Raw genomic sequence first — 23,104 nt, 5'->3', positions numbered from 1 at the left:
GCTTCCGCGGCCATGCTCGAATTTCTGAGCACGAGTCGATCTCGGGGGGCGCGGTGCACACCAACGATCCCGGCGTCTCCCTCCGGAGCGGCCCATGACGGTGACGGCGACACCCTCGATCAGGCGCGAGAAGTCGGTCTCCGGGCGGGTGCGTACGCTGGCCGGGCTGTCCCTGCTGACGCTGGCGCTCCTGCTGGCCGCGATCCTGGCCGGCGCGGCGAGTACGGGCTCCGGCTTACGCACCATCGGACATGACGCCGGGCCACAGGTGCTCGCCACCACGGGCCTGTATCGGCAGATGTCGGATATGGACGCGCTGGTGGCCGAGACCCTGCTGCTGGGCAGCGAGTACGGCCCCCAGCAGCAGGCCGACCTGACCAACTATGACCAGCGCCGGCTGGAGATCTCCGAGAGCCTGCTCAAGGCGTACCGGCTGGCCCTGGACAATCCCGCCGAGCAGCGCACGGTCGAGTCGCTGATCGAGGGCCTGGGCCGCTACGAACGGCTGGCGACCCAGGCTCGGCTGCTGGACGTGCAGTCCAAGCACACCGCGGGACAGCCGCCCGACAATGTGGTCCAGGCCTATCAGAAGGCCACCGACCTCATGCACCGCGAACTGCTTCCCCAGGCCTACAACCTGACCTTGGAAACCGGGACGATCGTCCGGCGCGCGCACGTCGCCGAGCGCTCGACCACCTCGTTGGCCCGCTTCGCCGTCATCGTCACCGGGCTGCTCGCGCTGGCCTGCCTGCTGGGCCTGCAGACCTACCTGACCCGCAGGTTCCGCCGGGTCTTCGCGCCGGCCCTGGTGGTCGCCACCGTGCTCACCGCGGCCGGTCTGGTGACGGGCACGGTCCTGCTCAACCAGCAGGGCCAGGCGCTGGACGAGGCCAAGCGCGGCGGTTTCGACGCGGTGCTCACCTTGACCAGGGCGCGGGCGATCAGCAACAGCATGCACGGAGACCAGAACCGCTACCTGCTCGACCGCTTCCGCAAGGACACCTACGAACACAGCTTCCTGGACAAGTCCCAGACGATCGCGGCCGTCGAGTCCACCAGCCTGCCCGACTACCAGAGCAAGCTGCGGGCCGATTTCCAGGGTCTGCTCGGCAGCCTGGCGGGCCAGGACCGAAAACGCCTCTTCGCCGTCTACCAGAAGTTCCAGCAGGCGGACGCGCTGATGCGGACCATGACGGCGGAAGCGGCGATCAAATACTGGGACGGCGAGCTCACCCAGACCTACGAAAGCTACGACAAGGTGCTGGAGGAGCTGGTCCGGCGGCACGAGTCCGACTTCGAGCGCGCCATCGACAACGGCGACGGAGCCCTGGAGACGCTGTGGCGGTTGATCCCCGCCGGGCTGGCCGCCGGCGCCCTGCTCATCCTGGTCGGGATCTGGCCACGACTCAGGGAGTACCGGTGAGAAAGCTGCTGATCTGCCTGACGCTGCTGCTCACCGCCTGTGGCGCGGCGCGGCCGGAATCCATCGTGGACAAGGACGAACTGGTCGTCGCCATCCGTTCCGACGTCCCGCTGATCAGTTTCAAGCAGGACGGCGTGTATCACGGCTTCAACATCGACGTCGCCAAATATCTCGTCTCCCGGCTGGGCAAGCAGATCCGCTGGCTGGAGATCACCGCCGGCGACCAGCTCAACGTGCTCACGGACGGGCGGGCGGACCTGGTCTTCGCCCACATGTCGGTCACCCCGGAACGGAAGAAGGTGATCGACTTCGCCGGGCCGTACCACGTCGACTTCCAGGACATCGCGGTGCGGCCGGCCGACAAGGACGTCATCCGCGACGTCCGCGACCTGGCGGGCCGCAAGATCTGCTGGGTGCGGGGCACGAACATCGCCCAGCGGATCATCGACGAGCGCCGGGTGAAGGCGATCGCCGTCCCCGCGCCCGACTACAACGTCTGCCTGCAGATGATCAAGGACGGCAGGATCGACGCCATCTCCACCAACAGCCAGATCCTGGCGGGGCTGCTCACCAAGCCGGGCGTCGACCTGCACCTGGTCGGCGCGACGTTCAACGAGCAACGCACGTCGATCGGCATTCGCAAGGGCGATGTGGACGGCTGCGAGGAGCTCAACCGGGCCATCACCGAGATGTACCAGGACGGCACGGCGAACATGCTGCTGGACAAATGGTTCGGCAAGTCGGGCATCGACCTGTCGGTGGTCTCGGTCCCGCAGTTCGAGGGGTGCTCCTAGACGGGCGGTCGGGCTATCTCCGCGCTGAACCTGTCGACGAGTGACTGTTTGGCGCGGCCGGCGACCTCCACGTCGTACGAGACCAGCTTGACCGTCGTCGGGTCGGCCGCCTTGGAGTGCGCCGGCACCGTGGTGTTGGTGGGCAGGGCGTAGGAGTTCACCAGTGGCCCCAGCCGCTGAGACTCTCCGCTCAGCGCCCAGTCGACGTACTTGCGCGCGCTGTCGGGATTGTGGGCCCCGGCCAGTACGGCCAGGCCACCGAGCTCGTAACCCGTGCCCTCCTGCGGGAAGGTCACCTGGAGGTTCGGATAGCCCTGCTCCTGGGCGGCGACACAGTCGTGGGAGAAGACGACGCCGACCGCCGCCTCCTCCTTGGCGGCCTGCAAGGCGGCCGCGCTGCCGGAGGAGTTGTACCTCAGTACGTTCGGGTGAAGGCTGCGCATGTAGCCCAGGGCCTTGTCCTGGTCGCGGCCGTTGAGCTCCATCTGTGTCCACAGGGCGGTGTAGGCGGTTCCGGAGGTGGCCGGGTGGGCGATGGAGACGCTGCCGCGCAGTCGCTCGTCCAGCAGTTCCCGCCAGGAGTGGATCGGCTGCAGGCCGCGCTTGGCCAGCTCCTTGGTGTTGTTGCAGAAGGCCAGCACACCTGCGTAGATCCCGCTCCACGCATACTCCGGATCGGCCCATCCGTGCCGGATTTCACTGGCCTTTTCGGATTTGTACGGCGCCAGCAGTCCCTGACTCTTGGCGGCCACGTAGGAGTCGGCCGGACCGCCATGCCAGACGTCGAACTCTTGCCGCTCCTTGGCCGCCTTGATCCGCTCCAGCGCCTCCCCACTCGACAGCCGGACGAACTCGGCCTCCACGCCGGTGGAGTCGGAGAACCTCTTGACCATCATCGCGCACCATCGCTCGCTCGCGCCGCACGCGACCGTGATCTTGTCCCGCCTCGGCGTCGAACAGCCCGTGGCCAGCAGGATCGCGATCAATGCGATGGCCAACGGCCTCATAGCCACTCCCGGGGGTTCGTCGACGTCGCGCCCACGTGCCGCTCCCATTCGACACTCCGCCACGAGAGTCACGCAACCGATCTCCGCGTGAGGCCGGCTTGCTCACACCCAAGGCCGCTTTCACGCGTGAGGCTCACGCGTGGGGTCGGCCAGCCCGCGCTCGGTCGGCCTGCTCACGGTCGGCCTGCTCACGGTCGGCCGCCCAAGCAAGAGCGAGCCAAGCGAGAGCAGACCGACCTGCAACGCTTACGTTTACGTCTACGTCAGGGTGGCGGCGTGTGGGTCCCAGCCGTCGGGGAGCGGCGGTGGGGTGGGTGACGTGGTGTGCAGGCGGCGGGCCTCGCCGTCCTCTCCGGCCTCGCCGATGGCGGTCATGATCTCCAGTACGTGCTGCGCGAGCGCGCCCGACGCCCGGTGCGGCGTCCCGGTGCGCAGAGACCTGGCCATGTCCAGGACGCCAATGCCGCGCCCGGCCGTGGTGCCCGTGACGGGCAGTTCCCGCCAATCGGTGTCATGCGGACCGCGGGCCAGCAGCTGCCCGTCGAAATTGTTGGGGTCGGGCAGCGACAGCGCCCCCTCGGTACCGATGATCTCGATCGTCTGCCGGCGGATGGCCGAGTCGAAGCTGAACGTCGTGGTCGCACTGGCGCTGCCCGCGAAGTCGATCAGCGCGTTGACATGCGTGGGAACCTCCACCGCGAACGCCGTGCCCGCCTTCGGCCCCGAGCCGATCACCCGGTGGTCGCGGGCCCGCCGGGTGCTGGCCGTGACGCGGGCCGCCGGGCCGAGCAGGGCGACGAGAGCGGTCAGGTAGTAGGGGCCCAGGTCGAACAGGGGACCGGCGCCACGCTGGTAAAGGAACTCGGGATTGGGGTGCCACGACTCGGGACCAAGACTCTGGAAGGCGGCCGCGGCGCTCACCGGGGTGCCGATGACACCGGAAGCGAGCGCCCTGGCCGCCGACTGGAGCCCCGCGCCGAGGAAGGTGTCGGGGGCGTTGCCGACGAGCAGGTTGAGGTTCGCCGCCTCCGCCGTGACCTTGGCCGCCTCGTCCATGTCCAGGGCCAGCGGCTTCTCGCTGTACACGTGCTTGCCCGCGCGCAGCGCCGCGAGCGCCACGGCGGCGTGCGCGGCCGGGATCGTCAGATTGACGACGATCTCCACCTCGGGTATCGCCAGTACGGTCTCGACGGTGCCGGCGACCGGCACCCCGTGCTCGCGCGCGGCGGTCTCGGCCCTGGCCGTGTCGAGGTCGGCGACGCCGAGCACGCGTACGTCAGGGAAGGAAGACAGGTGACGAAGATAGTTGTCGCTGATCACACCGGCGCCGACGATGGCGACGCCTACGGGTCCGGAGCTCATGAAGCGCTCAGCTCGGTCAGGTAGTCGTGGCTGCCCGCGAGCGCCTCGAAGATGTCGCCCGCGCAGCTGTCGAGCTCCACGATCCGCCAGGTGTCCGGGCTGGCCGCGAGGATCTCCGGCACCGGCATGACGCCCTGTCCCACGGCCACGTGCGGCTCCTCCTTGACGCCCGGCCCGTCCTTGACGTGCAGTGCCAGGATCCGGGAGGAAAGACCGCGCAGCAGGGCGGGCACGTCGGCGCCGCCCACTGCGGCCCAGTAGGTGTCGATCTCCAGGAACACCTCAGGAGCCAGCAGATCGGCGAGAGCCTCCAGGGCGTGGCGGCCGTCGATCCGCGGTTCGATCTCCCACCAGTGGTTGTGGTAGCCGATCCGCATGTCGTACGCGGCCGCCTGCTCGGCCAGGCCGTTCAGCAGGTCGGCGGTCCTGGACAGACCGTCGCGCGTGGTGAACTCCTCGTGCGCGATGCCACCCGGGATGATCACCAGGTCGGTGCCCACGGTGGCGATGGCGTCGAAGACCTCGGCCGGCTCCTTGCTGAGCAGCGCGTAGGCGTGCGTGCTCGAAACGGTCAGTCCGAGGTCGTCGGCCACCTGCCGGAAGCCCTTGGGATCGCCGGTCGGGTCGAAGGGCTCGACGGCCCCGTAACCGATTCCGGCTATCCGGCGCAGCACGTCGTTACGGTCGGCGGCCAATTGGTCTCTTACGGAGTAGAGCTGCACACTGAGCGGCTTGGTCATCCTCAGCTCCCCTGGTGCCTTTAGTCCACAATCTGTACATAATCCTCTGGGGTGGATCAGGCAACGTCAAGGGAGTACAGCCCGTCATCCCACCAGTCGGGACACCCTCGCCTGACGGGTGAGTCTCACCGGTCGGTGGCGAGTGCCGACGCGAGGATGTCCACGAGGAGGGCGGCCTGGCTGCCGTCCTGGTCGAGGTCGGGGTCGAAGATGGTGAGCTCCAGGCCGGCGGCTCCCGGGAGGCTGAGCAGGCCGCGGAGCAGCACGGCCAGGCCGTTCGCGTCGGGTCCGCCGGGCGTGGGGGAGTCGACCGCGGGCAGTAGCGCGGAGTCGAGCACGTCGGCGTCGACGTGGATCCAGAAGCCGTCGAGGTCGTCGCGGACCAGCACCTTCCTGGCGACGTCGAGGGTGCCGGGGCCGAGGTCGGCGGCGGGCACGTACGCGAGACCGGACTCCTTGACGTCCCGCAGATCCTCCTCGTCGCGGACGCCGAGCACGATCACGTCCTCGTCGGCCACGTACGGGCGCAGACCGCCGATGTCCGTCAGGTAGTCGTCGCCACGGCCGGTCACCAGGGCGAGGCTCTCTCCACCCGCCGAGCCCACGTACGGGGAATTGCCCAGGTTGCGGAAGTCGGCATGGGCGTCCAGGTACGCCAGGCCGTAGCGTCCCCTCTCGCGCAGCGCGAGGGCCGGGCCCAGCAGGATCGAGCAGTCGCCGCCGAGGACGATCGGGAAGGCCCCCGACTCGCGTACGGCGGCGACGCGGTCGGCCAGCTTCCTGGCGTACGCGGCGATGGCCGGGCCGTTGCGCACCCCGTCGCCCGGCTGCCAGGTGGCCACGTAGCGCGGCGGAACCACCGCGCCCGCGTCGTCCGCGCCGATCCGCTCCCGCAGCCCGGCGTCACGCAGCGCCCACGGGGCCTTGTAGCAGCCGGGGACCACGTCCGGGGCGGGTGGGCGCAGGCCGAGGTTCGAGGGAGCGTCGAGAATGGCGAATCTTGTGTCAGGGGTTATAGTGCTCATAGTCGTGACGCTAGCAGGAGGAAACGGGATGCGCCAATACGTCGACACGGGGTTGATGGCGTTGGATCTGGCCAACACGTGGGACGAGTATCTGGACGAGCCCGAGCGGCTGCCGGACCCGGCGGCACTGCGACAGTTCTGCGCGGAGTTCGGCGAATCGCCTGGTGAGGAGCTCGAATCGCCTGGTGCGGAGGCCGAGCTGCCTGGTACGGAGTCTGAGCTGCCTGGCGCGGAGTCTGAGCTGCCTGGTGCGGAGTCTGAGCTGGCCGCTGTGCGGGAGATGCGCGGGCGGTTGCGGGCGGTGCTGGCCTGCGAGCCGCCGGAGCGGACGCGGGCGCTGGCCCGGTTCGCGGCCGAGCTGCCGACACGCGTGGCCGTGGAGGACGTGGACGGGGTGCCGGTGCTGCGGCTCGCGGCGCCCGACGGCGCGGGGACGGCGGACCGGCTGGCGGTGCGCGCGGTGCGCGAACTGCTCGACGTGGCTGCCGCAGGGGATTGGGCACGGCTGCGGCTGTGCGCGGCCTCGCCGTGCCAGGACGCCTTCATCGACCGGAGCCGGCCGGGGCGGCGGCAGTTCTGCTCGACCCGGTGCGCCAACCGCGCCCACGCCGCCGCCTCCCGCGCCCGCCACCACACCTGACCGGCCTTCCCCGGCGGCGTGTTGGGAGGGCACAGTCAGGAACGCATGCCGCCGTCCTGCCCTCCCCAGCCGGGGCGGACCTCGCCGAGGTTGCGTGGGGCGTCGATCAGGTGGTCCTGGGTGTCGGCGTAGTGGCCCCGGTGTGCGGTGTTCCGGAGCACCTCGATCTCGCTGATCCAGCCGACCCGCCGCCCGGCCCTGGCGCGGACCACGTCGCCCTCCGACAGGCGGCTCCACTGGTCCTCGGCCACGCCGTACGCCTTGAGCTCGCGGCCCCGGCCCTCGTCGACGGCGCACCAGTAGACGTACTTCGGCCGGTTCTCGTTGCCTCCCGAACGGCGTCTGCGCAGGCGGACGATCTGGCCTTCGAGCCAGGTCTGGCCGGTGAGGTCCAGGAGGGCGCGGCCGGCGGGCACGGCGGCGATCGCGAGGCCGACGGCGAAGCCGCCAGGCTGGGCCAGGGCCTGCGGCCACAGCTCGAACGCGGACAGGGCGATCAGCACGATCCACGTCCAGAAGCCCGCGAAGAACCCCGCCGCCAGACCGCGGCCGATGGCGTGCAGCGGCGGCCTGCCCCAGATGAGCCGCGACGGGTAGCGTACGTCCACCGCGTGCCACATGCCGCCGTAGTCGGACCAGGCGCGGCGGTCGTCGGCGGGCACGCTCACCGGCAGGCTGCGCACCGCGCGCGGCGCGAGCCCGAGGGCGGCCGCGTACGCCAGGGGGCGGCCCCAGATGGTCACACTCGCCGCGGGCTTGTCGGCGAAGCGGGAGTTCGACAGGCTCTCGCGTACGGCCAGCCAGTGCCCTGCCGCCTGAACGCCCAGGTCGGTGCCGCGTTCGCCGTTCAGCCGACCGGCCAGGTAGACCAGCGCGGCGTAGGCGAGGACGCCCGCGCCGATGCCGCCGTCGCGGTCGGAGCCGGTGTCGGCCACGGTGACCGCGACGGCCACCAGCGCGGCGGGCACCAGCGCCGCCGCGAACAGCAGCGTCGCGTGCGCCCGGCTCCAGCGCGCCTGCGACAGTCCCCGCCGCCGGGCGTCGGCGATGACCTTCTTGCGGAAGCTCTTCCACCAGCGGCCCAGGTTGCGCGAGCCCTCGGCCAGCGCGCCGGTCGCCACGACGCCATCGCGCGCGAGTGAGCGTACGTGCTCGTAGACGAGTTGCTCGTACGGGTTCAGCTCCTCGGCCTTGCGCAGCCGTACCAGGGAAAGCTCTGGTCCGACCTCCTCGATCTGGACGGCGCCCCGCGCGGCGAGGTCGAGCAGGGTGGCAGAGGCGGCCTCGTCGCACAGGCGCCAGCCACCGGTGATGAGATCGACCACGGCGGGTGATTCGTCCGCGAGCGCCCCGCTGGGCGGGCCGGGGGTGATGTCCGGGGTGCGGGTCGCCATCGCCAGGGCCAGCAGGAGCAGCGCCCACAAGGCGGTGGCGACGGCCGCCGCGGCGAGCCAGACGGTCATCAGAATCGCACCTGTACGGGCCCGCGCTCCTCGCCGGGCGCCTGGAAGTATTCGCGGGCGGTGAACCCGCCCATGCCCGCGACGATGTTGGCCGGGACGGTCTGGATCGCGTTGCTGTAGGTGAGGACGGCGTCGTTGTAGTACTGGCGGGAGTAGGCGATGCGGTTCTCGGTGGTGGCCAGCTCCTCCTGGAGTTCGGCGAAGTTCTGGCTGGCCTTGAGGTCGGGGTAGGACTCGGCGACCGCGAAGAGGGTCTTCAGCGCGCTGGTCAGCGCGTTCTCGGCGTCGGCCTGCTCGGCGAGGCTGTGCGCGCCGAGGGCCTGCGCGCGGGCGGCCGTGACGGCGGTGAGCGTCTGCCGCTCGTGGCTCGCGTAGCCGCGTACGACCTCCACCAGGTTGGGGACCAGATCGTGGCGGCGTTTGAGCTGCACGTCGACCTGAGCCCAGGCGTTCTCGACGGCGTTGCGCTTGCGGACCAGCCCGTTGTAGATCACGACGATGAGGACGGCGATCAGCAGAAGGAGTAAGGCGAAGGCGCCAACAGCAATGATCACAACGGCCTCCCTGACGTGTCACTGCGCATGCTCCATGTGAACAGGTCAGCCTTGCAAGCCGCTGTACACCAGGCGCGCGTGCCCCGGTCAGGCAAAGAGTGCGTACCTCCTGTCACGCGAAGAGCGCGCGTCCCCAGTAGTCGCCCGCGTCCCGCATCCCCGGCGGGCAGGCCCACAGCCCGCTGGAGATGTGCTTGATGTACTCGTTGAGTGCGTCGCTCTTGGCCAGCCGCAGCTGCACCGGCACGAACTGCTTGCGCGGATCCCGCTGGTAGGCGATGAAGAACAGCCCGGCGTCGAGGCGGCCGAGCCCGTCGGAGCCGTCCACGAAGTTGTAGCCCCTGCGCAGCAGGTGGGCATCGCCGTTGGTGCTGGGATGGGCCAGCCGGACGTGGGCGTCGTCCTTGATGAGCGCCGCGCCGTCGGCGCCCTTGGCCGCGAAGTCCAGCGGGTCGAACTCCGCCTTCTTGCCCAGCGGGGCGCCGGCGCCCTTGTCGCGGCCGAAGATGGCCTCCTGCTCGCCAAGCGAGGTACGGTCCCAGGTCTCGACCATCATGCGGATCTTCCGGGTGACCATGTAGCTGCCGCCGGTCATCCAGGTGGGGCCGTCCTGGGCGTCCACCCACAGCTGCCGGCGCAGCAGCTCGGCGTCCTCCAGTTTGAGGTTGTTCGTGCCGTCCTTGAAGCCCATCAGGTTGCGCGGCGTCGCCTGGGCGCGGGAGGTGGAGGAGGTACGGCCGAAGCCGAGCTGGGACCAGCGGACCGACACCTTGCCGAAGCCGATCCTGGCCAGGTTGCGGATGGCGTGCACGGCGACCTGGGGGTCGTGCGCGCACGCCTGCACGCAGATGTCGCCACCGGATATTTCCGGAATGAGCGCCTCACCAGGAAATTTCGGGAGATCGGCGAGGGCGGCGGGGCGCTTGCCCGCCAGGCCGAACCGCTTGTCGAAGAGCGACGGCCCGAAGCCGATCGTCAGCGTCAACCCGGAGGCGGGCAGGCCGAGCGCCTCGCCCGTGTCGTCGGGCGCCGCCTCGGGGACCCCGCCGAGCGTGCCGAACGTGCCCGCCTCCTTGCCCTGCACCATTCTGGCGGCCGCGGCGGTCCACTCCTGCAGCAGCTCGACCAGGTCGGCCGCCTTGTCGGTGGTGACGTCGAAAGAGACGAAGTGCAGCCGGTCCTGGGCGGGCGTGACGATGCCCGCCTGGTGCTCGCCGTAGAAGGAGACGGGGTCGGAGATCGAGGCCGCGTGCGCGACCGGCGGCTCTTCGAGCAGCGAGCGCGTGGCCACGGCACCGACGCCGACGGCCGCCGCTCCCGCCGCGCCCATGCCGAACAGCTTCCTGCGGCTCATGCGCTCGCTCATGGTCCTGCCTCTCCTACTTCGTCACGATCGGGGCGATCTTGCTGATCGGCTCGGCCAGCGCGTTGATCGCGTCCGACAGCGCCTTCAGCTCGGCCTTGGACAGCTCGTTGTGCAGCTGCCAGCCATCGCCCTTCTGGTGCTTGCCCAAGGCGGCCTCGGCCGCCGCGAACTTCTCGTCCAGCGTCTTGACCAGGTCGGGCGCGCGCTCGTCCAGTACGGGGCGGAGCGCCTGCACGGCGGCCTTGGAGCCCTGCACGTTGGCGTCGAAGTCCCACAGGTCGGTGTGCGACCAGGTGTCCTCCTCGCCGGTGATCTTGCCGGTGGCGACCTCGTCGAGCAGCTCCTTGGCGCCGTTGGCCAGGTTGAGCGGGGTCAGCTCGGCGGAGTTGGACTTGGCCACGATGGTCTTGACGTCGGCGATCAGCTTGTCGGCCACCGGGCCGTCCTTGCTGATGTCCTTGGTGATCCAGAGATCCTTCTCGATCTTGTGGAAGCCGGTCCACTTCTCGCCGGCCGCCAGGTCGGCCTCGCGAGCGTCGATCGCCGGGTCCAGGTCGCCGAAGATCTCCGCGACCGGCTCGATCCGCTCCCAGTACGTACGCGCGACCGGGAACAGCTCCTTGCCCTTGGCGATGTCGCCCGCCTTGACCGCGTCGACGAACTCCTGCGTCTTGACCAGCAGCGTGTCGCTCTGCGTCTTGATGTAGCGCTTGTAGCTGGCGGTGGCCTCGGCCAGCTTGGCGTTGTCGGTGAGCGGCTTGTGCTCACCGGTCACCTTGAGCGCGTTGCGCAGGCCCTTGCCCACCATGCCGGGCTTGCAGGCCGTCTCGTACGACCCGGCGGGCAGCTCGGCGATGACGTCGCGGGTCAGGCCCGGCACGATGTTCTCCACCTCGGCCATGACGCGGTCGCCCGGCGCGTACACGTAGAACTCGGTGACCTTGGTGCCGCCGTTGGTGATCGTGAACGTGCTGGTGCCCGCGGGCACCTCGGCGGTGGCGACCTTGCACTCGGTGTCGGAGGCGGCGACGCTGATCTTCCCCGGCTTGGCGGGCGCGGCGGAGCCGGGCGTGGCCGGCGTCCCGGAGCCGCAGGCGGCCAGGGTGAACGCCCCGAACATCAGGACGAGGCCGCGGGCGGTGGAGTTAAGCATGACGCTCCTGTTCGGGCGCGGCGGTGGACTTCGCCGGGGCTGAGGTCGACTGGGGGCGGCGCAGGAAGAGGATGAGGGTCGGGACGAGATAGAGGACCCAGGCCAGGGCCTCCAGCACGCTCGGTTGGGGCGTGATGTTGAGCATCCCGGAGAGCAGGGCGCCGTACCAGGAGTCGGCGGGCAAAATCGCACTGATGTCGAAGGCGTAGGTGGTCAGGCCCGGCAGGATGTTGGCCTCCTGCAGGTCGTGCACGCCGTACTTGAAGATGCCGGCGGCCACCAGGATCAGCAGCAGGCCCGTCCAGGTGAAGAACTTGGTGAGGTTGATCTTCAGGGCGCTGCGGTAGATGCCCCAGCCGATCGCCACCGAGGTGAGCAGGCCCAGGCTGATGCCGATGAGCGGATCCGCGGGGTTGCTGACGCCCCCGGCGGAGGCGGTAAAGCTCTGGACGGAGGCGAAGAACAGCAGCGCCGTCTCCAGCCCTTCACGGGCCACGGCCAGGAAGGCCATCACGACCACGGCGAGCGAGCCCATCTCGAGCGCCTCCGTGAGCTTGCCGCGCAGCTCCTTGGACAGCGCGCGGGCCATGCGGCGCATCCAGAAGATCATCCAGGTGACGAACACCACGGCCAGCAGCGAGGTGATCGCGTCGAAGAGCTCCTGCCCCGTGTGGCCGAGGTTGGCCGCCGTGAAGGTCAGCAGCGCGCCGAAGCCGACGGCCAGCGCGAGGGCGGCCACGACGCCGGTCCAGACTTGAGGAAGCTTGTCCTTGCGATCACTTTTGACCAGGAAGGCGACCAGGACCGAGACGACGAGGGTCGCCTCCAGTCCTTCACGCAGTCCTATGAGGTAGCTGGCGAACACCGGACACTCCCGCACGCTGTAGGAAAGGCTTACCTAAATTAGGGCAGGTGGAGCCTACATAATGCAAGCGCGGTGTCGCACAAAAGAGCGGCTCCCCCGTGCCAGGCAGGGGGAGCCGCGGTTGAAAATCAGGCAAAAGCCCAGGTGAAGACGTGCATCGCGCCTTCCTGGGCCGGCGAGAAGGTGATGCTCTTCACCCTCTTGGCCGGGTCGAGCGCGATCGGCTGCGCGGCGAAGACGTACGAGCCGAGCGGCCGCAGCATCCACGAACCGTTGTAGAGCTGATACGGAGTCGAGGCCACGACCTGATTGCCGTATCGGGGCTGGCCGCCGCCGAAGTCCAGCATCCAGTCACTGAGCCCGAGCTTGCCGGTGCCGGTGGAGCCGTCGGTGTAGGTGATCGTCGCGGTCACCTCCGACCAGCCGTTGGTGGTCGAGCCCAGGAAGGCGATCTTCGTGGCCCCGGCGGGCGCGGCCACCTCGATCGGCTGGGTCCCCACCTTGACGTTGTCCCATTCGCCGGGCTTGCGGTTCGGCCAGGTGAACTGGAAGCCGTTCCAGGCGACCGTGCCGCCCGGCTTGAGCCCGGCCGCGGCCAGGGCCTGTCCCGAGTAGCTGAAGGCCGCCGCGTCGAGGTTGGCCAGGCCCGACTCGGCGTCGTCCCCGATGCCCGCGAGGTTGTGCGACCACTCGGGCGTGCCACGGGTGGCCACGTTCAGCCGCACGCTGGCCGTGAGGTCGCCGGCGGTTGTGGCACCGCTGGAGTAGGCCGGCACGGTAACGGAGATCGGCACGGTGATGAAGCCGAGCGCGGCGCCCGAGGCCACCGAGACCTGGACCGCCTGGGTGGCCTTGCCCAGCGCCGGGACCGTCAGTGTGCCGCTCGCCGGGGTCACGGTGATTCCGGCCGGTGGGTTGGCCTGCCACTTGACGGTGCCCGCGGCGCCTGCGGACTGCACCGCGAGCGTGCTCGCGAAGGTCCCGCCCGGCTCGACGGGTCCGCTGCCGGGGTTCAACCCGGTGAGGTACGTCTTGGCGCCCTCGTTGAAGCTCGGCGGCGCGTTCGTCGTGCCGGTGCCGAACGTGGTGTTCGGCGAGGCGCCGAGCGTGAAGTCGAGCCGGCCGCCCTGGAGGGCGAACGACTCGGGCAGCCACGCCTTGCCGGACGCCGTCCCGTTGACCTTGAGCGACTGGATGTAGCGGTTGGTGGAGCCGGGGGAGTAGATGTCGATGTTGCCCTGGGGCCGCTTGATGCTGATCTTGTCGAACAGCGGGGTGTTGACCAGCAGCTCGGCCCGGCCGGGGATCGCCGGGAACAGGCCCATCGCCGACCAGACGTACCAGGACGCCATCGCGCCGAGGTCGTCGTTGCCGACCAGCCCGTCAGGCCCCGGCTTGAACAGCTCCTGCTGCACCCGCCGCACCAGGTCCTGGGTCTTGTACGGCTGCCCGGCCCACGCGTACAGCCACGGCGACGGCAGCGCGGGCTCGTTGCCGAGGTAGGCGTAGGGCTCGTTCGGCCCGGCGTTGAGCGCCTTGAAGTAGGTGTCCAGCCGGGGGATGGCCTTGGCGTTGCCGCCCATCGCGTCGAACAGCCCGCGCGGGTTGTGCTGGACCATCCAGTGGTACTGGGCGCCGTTGCCCTCGATGTAGTTGTCGGGGCTCGCGGGGTCGAAGGGCGAGGTGAACGACCCGTCCGCCATCTTGGGCTGGATCCAGGAGTTGGCCGGGTTGTAGGTGTTCTGCCAGGACTGCGAGCGCTTCATGAAGGTGGCGGACACATCGCGGTAGCCGAGCCGCGAGGCCAGCTGGGCGATGCCGAAGTCGGCGATGCCGTACTCCAGCGTCATGGACGGGTCCGAGACGACGTAGCCCTTGTTCATGAAGGCGGCGTTGCCCGGCCGCTCGTCGTACTTGATCTGCGGGTGGCCGATGTCCATCCCGCCGACCCGCTGAGCGGCCGTGACCATCGACTTCATCGCGTCTGCGGCCGGGAAGTTCCGGGCGCCGAAGGCGTACAGGCTGGAGACGATCGAGTGGTACGGGTCGCCGACCATGACGCCGGTGATCTCGTTCTGCAGCGACCAGCGGTCCCAGACGTCGCCGAGCAGGTGCGCGTTCTCGTACATGGTCTGGGCGATGTCGCTGCCCACGGCCGGGTCGAGCAGGGCCAGGAGCTGCACCTCGCTGCGGTAGACGTCCCAGCCGGAGAACGTCGCGTAGTGGTGGCGACCGGCGGCGACCGTGTGGAGCTTGCCGTCGGAGCCGGTGTAGGTGCCGTCGGCGTCCTCGGCGACGTGCGGCTGCAGCAGCGCGTGGTAGAGGTTGCTGTAGAAGGTGCGCCGCTGGTCGGTGGTGCCGCCGGAGACCAGCACCTGGCTGAGCCGGTCGTTCCAGATGGAAGCCCCGTTCAGGGCGACCGAGTCGTAGCCGGTGGTGCCGACCTCCGTGTCGAGGTTCTTCTTCGCGCCGTCCACGCTCACGTACGACAGGCCGACCCGCATCTGCACCGGCTTGGTGCCGTCGAACTCCAGGTAGGCGCCCGAGCCGGGTCCGTTCACGACGACGTCGCCCGCCGTCACGGCCTCGGCCTCGGCGACCTTGGCGGCCGAGGCGTTCTTGACGGTCAGGGCGCTCGGCTGGACGAGGTCGTCCTTCCAAGTGCCGTACGACGTGATCGGCTGGTCGAAGGTGGCGTGGAAGTAGACCTTGTAGCGCATCGGCGTGCCGCAGAAGCCGCCGGTCTGCACCCAGCCCTGGACGGTGTTGCCACTGATCTTGGTCTCGCCGTCGTCCACGCCGTTGATCGAGCCGCTGGTGTTGAGCAGCAGCGTGCCCGGCTTGCCGGCGGGGAAGGTGAACCGCCCGACGCCGGCCCGCTGGGTCGCGGCCAGTTCCGCCTTCACCCCGGTGTCGAGGGTGGTGGTGTAGGAGCCCGGCGTGGACTTCTCGTTGTCATGCTTGTACGTCTGGACGTAGTCCATGCCATGCGTGGCAGGCGACTTATCGATCTTTCCGGAGATCGGCATGACAGGGAAGTCCTGCGCCCCGGTGCAGCCAGGGCCGTTGATGTGGGTCATGGAGAAGCCGCGTAAGCGGTTGTCCTCCCACTTGTAGCCACCTCCGGCGTTCGCCACCGTGTCGGGGCTCCACTGCATCATCCCGAACGGCAGGACGGCGCCGGGGAAGTTCATCCCGGCGCCACCGCCGTGACCGAAGTCGGGACCCGCCTCCTGAGTGCCGAGGAAAGTGTTGACCAACGCGACCGGATACGGTTCTGGGGCGGTCCCCGGAGCGGCGGTGACCGCGCCTGCCGGGATCGCCGTCGCGGCCACAAGGGCGGCGACCATCGGTAAAGACCACAGAGACAAGGTCGTCCTCCAGGGTTGAGATCATTTCATGGCAGCGTGAATCGCCCGCGCGCGTCAACGCGCAGAAGTTCCGGCCACAAGTTGCCACCGGCCCGACGGCCGCCGGCGGAGTTGCTAGGGGTTGGCTGATAACGGCGCCCTTGACAAATTCGGCGTTACTCCTGGTCGATTCACGACTTCTGATCGATTCACGGCAGCAGGGAAATGGCCTATGTCCACTGTTCTGGTCGAGCAATCCGCAGACATCCGATCGCCGTCCGTCCGCCTGGCGCGGCTGGCGGATCCCGGCTCTCTCAGGCCGCTCCACGCCGCCGACGACAGCGGTGTCCAGGCCGTGTCCGGCCTGGTCGGCGGCTCGCCCATCGTCGCCTACTGCACCGACGCCACGCGGATGGGCGGTGCCCTGGGCGCGCCGGGCGCCCGCCACATCGTGGCCGCCATCGAAACCGCCGTGCGGCTCGACTGCCCGGTGATCGGGTTGTGGCATTCGGGCGGGGCCCGGCTCGCGGACGGCGTTGAATCCATGGACGGCGTGGGCCGGATGTTCGCCGCCATGACGAAGGCGTCCGGTGTCGTTCCGCAGATCTCCGTTATTCTCGGGCCCGCCGCGGGCGCCGCGGCTTATGGCCCGGCGCTCACCGATATCGTCATCATGGCCGACGCGGGGCGCGTCTTCGTGACCGGTCCCGATATCGTGCGGAGCGTCACCGGCGAGAAAATCGACATGGCCGGACTCGGCGGTCCTGAAGCGCACGGCGGTAAATCCGGGGTCGCCCACATCGTCGTCGGAAACGAGGACGAGGCATATGAGCGGGCCCGCCGCCTCGCCGGATTCTTCGCCCGTCCCGGCGGCTTCGACCTCGACCTGCTGCAGGACGACTGGGAGGACCTGGGCGCCCTGCTGCCCGAATCGCCGCGCCGCGCCTACGACGTGCGGCCCCTGGTGCGCGGCGTCATGGACCGTGACGAGCGCGGGCCGGTGTTCGAGGAGCTGCAGCCCCGCTGGGCGCCGAACATGCTGGTCGGCCTCGGCCGTCTCGGCGGGCGTACCGTCGGCCTGCTCGCGAACAATCCCCTGCGCAAGGGCGGTTGCCTCGACTCGCTGTCGGCCGAGAAGAGCTCGCGCTTCGTCCGCATGTGCGACGCGCTGGGCGTCCCGCTCGTCGTGTTGGTGGACGTGCCCGGCTACCTGCCGGGAGTCGGGCAGGAATGGGGCGGGGTCGTCCGGCGCGGTGCCAAGCTCCTGCACGCCTTCGCCGAGTCGGTCGTGCCCAGGGTCACGCTGATCACCCGCAAGTCGTACGGCGGCGCGTACATCGCCATGAACTCCCGCTCCCTCGGCGCCACGACGGTCTTCGCCTGGCCCGACGCCGAGGTGGCGGTGATGGGCGCCGAGGCGGCGGTCGGCGTCCTGCACAGGAAGGCACTCGCCGTGGCCTCCGAGGCCGAGCGGCCCGAGCTGCTGGCCCGGCTGGTCGAGGAGCACCAGCGGATCTCCGGCGGGGTCGAACGGGCGATGTCGCTCGGCGTGGTCGACGAGGTCATCGCGCCCGCGACCACGCGCTTCCGGCTCGCCGAAGCCCTTGCCCGCGCACCGCACACGAGAGGACGGCATTCCAACATCCCCCTGTAAAAGCCCCTTTGAGGTCCCCGCAAGGCGCGCGAGGCGCCTTGCGGGGGCTTTCGCATCAGCTGAACGCCTGCGCCCGCATGGACTCCTCGCCCGTGAGGCTGGTCGGCAGCTCGGTGCGCCGGGTGACGTTGAGCTTGCGGTAGATCCGCGTCAGGTGCTGCTCCACCGTGCTCACCGTGATGAACAACTTGGCGGAGATCTCCCTGTTGGTGTAGCCCTCGGCCGCCAGGGCCGCCACCCGCCGCTCGGCGTCGCTGAGGATCCCCGTCACACCGGCGGAGTTCGCGGCGGCCCGGTCGCCCTTGCCGCCCCGGTTGAGCGCCAGGGTCAGCGGCTCGGCCTGGCATTCCGCCGCGAGCAGCCGGGCGCGCCTGCCGAACATGCCCGCCCGCCGGTACTCGCCGTTGGCGTGGTAGGCCGCCGTCAGGTCGAACAGCGCCCTGGCCAGCTCGTACCGGTCGCCGCCCGACTGGAGCAGGTCCGCCGACTTGCGCAGCAGCATCGGGCGGTGCCGCGTCTCGCTCACCGCCGCCAGCAGGCGCATCGCGATGCCCTGGACGCGCCTGGACTGCTGCCCGCACCGGGCGAGCTGCTCGTCGATCAGGCGGCGCGCCTCCTCGTGGTCGCCCAGGCGGATCAGCGCCTCGGCCGCGTCCGTACGCCAGGCGATGAACCCCGGCACGTCCAGCTCCCACCTGCGCATGAGCTCGCCGCACAGCTGGAAGTCGCGCAGCGCCTGGTGCGGCTGGCCCGCCATGAGGTTGAAGCGGCCCTTGCCGTGCAGATACTGCAGACCGAACCGGGTCTCCAGCATCGCCTCGGGCACCGGCTGGTTGAACTGCCGCACATGCTCGTCCAGCCGGCCCATCGCCGCGCCCGCCTGCAGCAGGCTGCCCAGCGGCCCGCCGACGGCCACACCCCAGCTGGTGGCCGGGATGATCTCCAGGGCCCGCTGCGCGTCGTAGGCCGCCGCCGCCAGATCGCCCCTGCGCAGGCCGATCTCCGCCCGGATGGCGGACAGCCGGGCCTGCCTGCTCGGGGCGCGCCGCGAGGCCGCCTCGTCGATGAACGCGTCGCACCAGGGCGCCGCCTTGCCCGGCCGGTCCGTGTACGTCAGGGCCAGCAGCGCGGTCTCCACCGTGTCCATCGTCATCTCGTCCAGCCGCGAGCCGCGCAGGATGCGCTCGGCCGTCGCCACGGTCTCCTCACGGGGACCCTGGGTCAGGACGTCGGCCAGCACGCCGGCCGACTCCATCCGGCGGCCGACGACGACGGACGAGGCGGCGCTGCTCGCCTGCTCACCGCTGATCTCCGGCAGATGCTGCAGGAACGAGGGATACAGGCTGCGGAACCAGGGCCGGGCCGCGGCCAGCTCGGCCACGGTCTCCTGGTCCAGCTCGGCCAGCTCGTTGAGGTGGGCCAGGACGTCCTTGGCGTCCTCCACGTGCCCGTGCCACAGCAGGGCCTTGGCCAGCACCACCGTGTCGCCGCCGCCCAGGTAGCCCTTGTGCAGGGCGTCGGTCAGCTCGGCCAGGTGCGTGGCGGGGGCGCTCGGGTTGATCCGCCACTCCGCGCGTACGAGCGTGGTGGTGATCCTGGCCCGCCGCCGCTCGTCCACGCAGGCCCGCCAGGCGAGCTTGAGGTACTCGATGGCCGACTCCACGCCGTCGTCGCGCAGCGCCTGCCGCGCCGCCTCCTCCAGGACCGAGATGGCCCAGGGGTCGCCGGCGTGGCTGGCCTGCAGCAGATGCTCGGCGACGACGGCCGCCGGGGCGCCGCTCTCGTACGTCAGCTCCGCGGCTCGGCGGTGCAGGTCGATGCGCTCGGCGGCGTCGAGGTCGGCGAGCACCGCCGCCCTGGCCGCCGGGTGGCGGAAGTGGCCGTGCTCCAGCACGCCCGCGCCGGTCAGCGCCTGGATCGCCTTGGCGACCGCCGCCTCGCCCTCGTCCAGCAGCCGGCCGGTCGCCGTCTCGCCGCCCGTCTGTCGGCCGCCCGGCAGGTCGCCGCTGCTCAGCAGCTTGATGACGGCGCTCTCGCCGCCGCCGAGCAGCGGGCCGATCGAGGCGGGTTCGCCCAGTACGGCCAGCGCCCTGGCGACGACCGTCATCCGGCGGTCGGCGCGGCGCAGGCAGGCCACCGTGCCCTCGCCGTACCTCGCGCCGGGGGCGCCGGTGGCCTGGAAGTCCTCCACGAGGGCGGTGACCAGCAGCCGGTTGCCGCCGCTCAGCGCGTAGCAGTCGGCCGCGAACCCGTCGGCGGCCTCGGCGCCCGCCCGGACGGTCACCCAGCGCGCCACCTCCTCGGCGGACAGGTGGGTGAGCCGGATGGGCCGGCAGTGCGGCTGCCGCAGCACCTCGGTGTGGAAGAGCGTCTGGACGTGCGCGCTGTGGTCCGGCGCGCTGAAGACCAGCATGACCTGGGCGAACTTGACCCGCCGCGCCAGATAGGCCAGGCAGAGCTGCGAGGCCCGGTCGGCCTGGTGGACGTCGTCCACGGCGATCACCAGCGGGCAGCGCTCGGACAGTTCGAGCAGGGCCGCGCAGAGCGCGTCGACGATCTGCACGTCCACGTGGTCGATGGCCTCGGCCTGCGGGTCGCTCGACAGCTGCGAGCTCATGCCCTCGTGCAGCAGGTCCATGCTCGCGGCCCGCTGCTCCTCCGTCAGGGGCGCGTTGTGCAGCAGCTGGGCCAGCACGCCGAGCGGCAGGCCGCTCTCCGCCAGGGAACCCGTGGCGGTGAGCGGTAACGCGCCGTGCTCGAAGGCCTGTTCCGCGAACGCGTACAGCAGCTCGCTCTTACCGGTCGCGATGGCGCCGGTCACCATGGCGATCCGGCCCTTGCCGGCCACCGTCTCGCGCAGCAGCTCCTCCAGGGAGGTCAGGCCCTCCCGTCGTTCGTCGATGGCCATGATCGGCCTCCCCTTTTTCGTTCGTCGGATGTCAGAGTCGGCTGGGTGTCAGAAGGGCAGCCTGCGGCCGGACGGGGTGCGCAGATCCAGACGGCCTCGGGTACGGGGGCCGCGCGGGCGCTGCCGGTGGATTCTCTTCAGCATCACGGGTCTCCTTCTCCTCGGTGGGTCGTGCGTCGGGGGTGAGCCGGGCGCGGGCGGCGCGGACGGCCGAGTAGGCGGCTGTGGCGATGTCGGCGTCGATGCCGGCGCCCCAGGTGACGGCGCCGCCCATCCGGCACTCGGCGTAGATCACCGTCTCGTCGCCCGAGCGGTCGCCGGCCCCGCTCGGCGGCTCGTGGTCGAGCGGGCGGCCGGTACGGTGCACGACGCGGACCTGGATGCCCCAGGGCGCCAGCACCGAGCCGAGCGCGCGGCAGGCGTCCGCCCGGTCGCCGCCGACGTCGAATCGCCCGTCGATGTACAGCGCCGCCGTCACCGGCTCCCGCCCCAGGGGCAGGGGCTCCGACGGGTCGCCGTGGAAGAGGTACTCGGCGCGGAAGATGGCCCCGATCCGGCTCGGCGACAGCTCGCCGCCCACCGCGTCGGCCTGCGCCTGGACCTTGGCCGACAGGTCGGCCTGCATCCCGCGCGGCAGGTTGAGCCCGTGCCAGGCGCTCATCACGTAGGCGACGCCGCCCTTGCCGGACTGGCTGTTGACCCGCACGACCGCCTCGTACGTACGGCCCACGTCCTTGGGGTCGACGGGCAGGTACGGCATGCGCCACGGCAGGTCGGCGACGTCGGCGCCGCTCTCGTCGGCCGTCCGCTCCAGGTCGTCGAAGCCCTTCTTGATGGCGTCCTGGTGCGAGCCGGAGAAGGCGGTGTAGACGAGGTCGCCGCCGTAGGGATGCCGGGGGTGCACCGGCAGCTCGTTGCAGAGCTCGACCGTGCGCCGGATCGCGTTGATGTCGGAGAAGTCGATGCCCGGGTCGATCCCGTGGGCGTACATGTTCATGCCCAGCGTCACCAGGCAGACGTTGCCGGCGCGCTCGCCGTTGCCGAACAGGCAGCCCTCGATCCGCTCGGCGCCGGCCAGCAGGGCCAGCTCGGCGGCGGCCACCCCGGTGCCGCGGTCGTTGTGCGGGTGGATGGACAGGCAGACGTGCTCGCGGCGCGACAGGTTGCGGTCGAGCCATTCGATCTGGTCGGCGAACACGTTGGGCAGCGACCGCTCGACCGTCGTCGGGAAGTTGAGGATGATGCCGCGCCCCTGCTCCGGCTGCCAGACGTCCATGACGGCCTCGCACACCTCAAGAGAGAAGTCGAGCTCGGTCTCGTTGAAGAGCTCGGGGGAGTACTGGTAGCCAAGGTCGCAGTCGCGCAGCGTCCGCTCGGCGTACTTCATCATCAGGCGCGTGCCCTGGACGGCCAGGTCCTTGCACTCGGCGCGGCTCATGTCGAAGACCACCCGCCTGAAGAGCGGCGACGTGGCGTTGTACACGTGGATCATGGCGCGGGGCGCCCCTTCGAGGCACTCCACGGTCCGCTCGATCAGCTCGTCGCGGGCCTGCGTGAGCACGGTGATCCGCACGTCGTCGGGGATCCGGTCCCGCTCGATCAACAGGCGGACGAAGTCGTAGTCGTTCTGGCTGGCGACGGGAAAGCCGACCTCGATCTCCTTGTAGCCGATTTCCACCAGGAGGTCGAACATCTTGAGCTTCCGCTCAGGCGTCATCGGGTTGGCCAGCGACTGGTTGCCGTCACGTAGATCGGTCGATAACCAGCGGGGCGCCGCCACTATCCGATTGCTCGGCCAAGTGCGGTCGGTCAGGTCTACGGGCGTGAATCCGGCGTAACGCTCAAAGCCTTTCATCGTCAGACGTCCTTTCCTGAATGACTTCCTGCTGGAGCGGTCAAATGGAGGTTTTGGATGTCGAAGGCGGGCTCCACACCCAGCTCGGCTTCCAGCAGCGCGCGCAGCCCTTCATAGGCGCGCCAGGCGTCGGCGCGCCGGCCCGCGCGGCCGAGTGCGGTGATGAGCTGGGTATGGAAGTTCTCGTTCAAGGGATAGGCGGCCACGAGCACGCGGAGTTCGTCGATGAGTTCGCCGTGCAGGCCCAGCCGGATCCTGGTCTCCAGGTGCATCTCCACCGCCCGCAACCGCTGCTCGTCGAGCGCGGTGGCGCGCGGGCCGAGCACCGCGCCCCTCGGCACGTCGGCCAGCGGGGGGCCGGACCACATGGACAGCGCTTTCCGAAGGGCCAGGTCGGCGGCCTCGTGGTCGCCCGCGCGGTGGTGCCCGGCGGCCCGCTCGACCAGCCGGGGGAAGACGAGCGCGTCCACCCGTCCCGGGTCGGCGCGCAGCAGGTAGCCGGGCGCTCGGGTGACGACCAGCTGGGCCACGGCCGGGCCCATTCTCAGCAGAATTCGGCGGAGGTGATAAATGTGCGTCTGAAGGGTCTTGACGGCGTCTTTCGGCTCGTTCTCGCTCCACAATTCATGGATAAGGAGATCGACGTCGACGACCTTTTCCGCGTTGAGCGCGAGTAACGCGAGAACCTGCCGGACCTTCGGCCCGACCGGGATATGGGACTGGCCGCGATCGTCGACCAACTCCATCGGTCCCAGTAACTTGAAATCCGGCATCAGATTCCCTAACGTGAGGATTCTCAGTCCGGTGAGGCGGGAATTGGATTCCGCGCCTCCGCCGACGACCTCAAGCTATAGGGGTGGCGGTGACCGGACAAGGCGGATCCCCAGGAGTTCGGGGTGGCGCGCCGAGAGTTGTACGGGGGGTATCTAAAGTACCAATGCCGAC

Annotated in this window: 17 protein-coding genes; 4 read left to right on the top strand and 13 right to left on the bottom strand. The window is 70.0% G+C overall.

Annotated features, from left to right (window positions below):
- Positions 1–94: 94 nt before the first annotated feature.
- Together ACQP2T_RS50815 and ACQP2T_RS50810 are read left to right on the top strand one after the other, a co-directional pair.
- Complete coding sequence (locus ACQP2T_RS50815) at positions 95–1,423, top strand: hypothetical protein (protein ID WP_433511992.1); 1,329 nt, start codon at positions 95–97, stop codon at positions 1,421–1,423.
- Positions 1,420–2,217, top strand: a complete 798-nt coding sequence (locus ACQP2T_RS50810; protein WP_433511991.1) for a transporter substrate-binding domain-containing protein — start codon at positions 1,420–1,422, stop codon at positions 2,215–2,217. Before ACQP2T_RS50815 ends, ACQP2T_RS50810 begins: the two co-directional genes overlap by 4 nt.
- Here the strand turns inward: ACQP2T_RS50810 and ACQP2T_RS50805 are convergent.
- The 4 genes from ACQP2T_RS50805 to ACQP2T_RS50790 form a co-directional block, all read right to left on the bottom strand.
- Positions 2,214–3,224, bottom strand: a complete 1,011-nt coding sequence (locus ACQP2T_RS50805; RefSeq protein WP_433511990.1) for an ABC transporter substrate-binding protein — start codon at positions 3,222–3,224, stop codon at positions 2,214–2,216. The two genes, ACQP2T_RS50810 and ACQP2T_RS50805, sit on opposite strands and share 4 nt — an antisense overlap.
- Positions 3,225–3,482: 258 nt before the next feature.
- Entirely contained in the window at positions 3,483–4,586 is a 1,104-nt protein-coding gene (locus ACQP2T_RS50800; RefSeq protein WP_433511989.1) for a Gfo/Idh/MocA family protein, read from the bottom strand.
- A complete protein-coding gene (locus tag ACQP2T_RS50795) occupies positions 4,583–5,326 on the bottom strand; it encodes a sugar phosphate isomerase/epimerase family protein (protein ID WP_358536419.1) in 744 nt (247 codons plus the stop codon). The genes ACQP2T_RS50800 and ACQP2T_RS50795 overlap by 4 nt, the downstream gene beginning before the upstream one ends.
- Positions 5,327–5,451: 125 nt before the next feature.
- The gene (locus ACQP2T_RS50790) at positions 5,452–6,351 is read right to left on the bottom strand and encodes an arginase family protein (protein ID WP_433511988.1); all 900 of its coding nucleotides are present in this window, start codon (positions 6,349–6,351) and stop codon (positions 5,452–5,454) included.
- Between the two features lie 28 nt (positions 6,352–6,379).
- Between ACQP2T_RS50790 and ACQP2T_RS50785 the strand changes: the two genes are divergently transcribed.
- On the top strand, positions 6,380–6,991 hold the full coding sequence (locus ACQP2T_RS50785; protein ID WP_433511987.1) for a CGNR zinc finger domain-containing protein: 612 nt from the start codon (positions 6,380–6,382) through the stop codon (positions 6,989–6,991).
- 35 nt (positions 6,992–7,026) lie between these two features.
- Here ACQP2T_RS50785 and ACQP2T_RS50780 read toward each other — a convergent pair whose 3' ends face one another.
- From ACQP2T_RS50780 to ACQP2T_RS50755, 6 genes are all read right to left on the bottom strand, one after another.
- Entirely contained in the window at positions 7,027–8,454 is a 1,428-nt protein-coding gene (locus ACQP2T_RS50780) for a DUF2207 family protein (protein ID WP_433511986.1), read from the bottom strand.
- Positions 8,454–9,008 carry a LemA family protein gene (locus ACQP2T_RS50775; protein WP_433511985.1) on the bottom strand — a complete coding sequence of 185 codons (555 nt, stop codon included), beginning with the start codon at positions 9,006–9,008 and terminating at the stop codon, positions 8,454–8,456. Before ACQP2T_RS50775 ends, ACQP2T_RS50780 begins: the two co-directional genes overlap by 1 nt.
- Positions 9,009–9,120: 112 nt before the next feature.
- Entirely contained in the window at positions 9,121–10,374 is a 1,254-nt protein-coding gene (gene efeB / locus ACQP2T_RS50770; protein WP_433511984.1) for an iron uptake transporter deferrochelatase/peroxidase subunit, read from the bottom strand.
- Between the two features lie 13 nt (positions 10,375–10,387).
- Positions 10,388–11,527 carry an iron uptake system protein EfeO gene (gene efeO / locus ACQP2T_RS50765; RefSeq protein ID WP_433511983.1) on the bottom strand — a complete coding sequence of 380 codons (1,140 nt, stop codon included), beginning with the start codon at positions 11,525–11,527 and terminating at the stop codon, positions 10,388–10,390.
- Positions 11,520–12,392: an iron uptake transporter permease EfeU gene (gene efeU / locus ACQP2T_RS50760; RefSeq protein ID WP_433511982.1), complete on the bottom strand. Its 873-nt coding sequence runs from the start codon at positions 12,390–12,392 to the stop codon at positions 11,520–11,522. Before efeU ends, efeO begins: the two co-directional genes overlap by 8 nt.
- A gap of 128 nt (positions 12,393–12,520) precedes the next feature.
- A complete protein-coding gene (locus tag ACQP2T_RS50755) occupies positions 12,521–15,742 on the bottom strand; it encodes a GH92 family glycosyl hydrolase (RefSeq protein WP_433511981.1) in 3,222 nt (1,073 codons plus the stop codon).
- A gap of 232 nt (positions 15,743–15,974) precedes the next feature.
- Here ACQP2T_RS50755 and ACQP2T_RS50750 point away from each other — a divergent pair, with 232 nt between their 5' ends.
- Positions 15,975–17,396: an acyl-CoA carboxylase subunit beta gene (locus tag ACQP2T_RS50750; RefSeq protein ID WP_433511980.1), complete on the top strand. Its 1,422-nt coding sequence runs from the start codon at positions 15,975–15,977 to the stop codon at positions 17,394–17,396.
- A 55-nt stretch (positions 17,397–17,451) separates the two neighbouring features.
- Here ACQP2T_RS50750 and ACQP2T_RS50745 read toward each other — a convergent pair whose 3' ends face one another.
- The 3 genes from ACQP2T_RS50745 to ACQP2T_RS50735 are packed head-to-tail and all read right to left on the bottom strand — an operon-like array spanning position 17,452 to position 22,905.
- Positions 17,452–20,304: an AAA family ATPase gene (locus ACQP2T_RS50745; RefSeq protein ID WP_433511979.1), complete on the bottom strand. Its 2,853-nt coding sequence runs from the start codon at positions 20,302–20,304 to the stop codon at positions 17,452–17,454.
- Positions 20,305–20,335: 31 nt separating this feature from the next.
- Complete coding sequence (locus tag ACQP2T_RS50740) at positions 20,336–22,159, bottom strand: 2-isopropylmalate synthase (protein ID WP_433511978.1); 1,824 nt, start codon at positions 22,157–22,159, stop codon at positions 20,336–20,338.
- A gap of 2 nt (positions 22,160–22,161) precedes the next feature.
- The gene (locus tag ACQP2T_RS50735; RefSeq protein WP_433511977.1) at positions 22,162–22,905 is read right to left on the bottom strand and encodes an AfsR/SARP family transcriptional regulator; all 744 of its coding nucleotides are present in this window, start codon (positions 22,903–22,905) and stop codon (positions 22,162–22,164) included.
- Positions 22,906–23,104: the final 199 nt, after the last annotated feature.

The sequence above is a fragment of the Nonomuraea sp. CA-143628 genome (assembly GCF_050942315.1).
Taxonomy (GTDB): domain Bacteria; phylum Actinomycetota; class Actinomycetes; order Streptosporangiales; family Streptosporangiaceae; genus Nonomuraea.
Note: the sequence above shows the minus strand (reverse complement) of the source record. Positions and strands in the feature narration are given on the sequence as shown.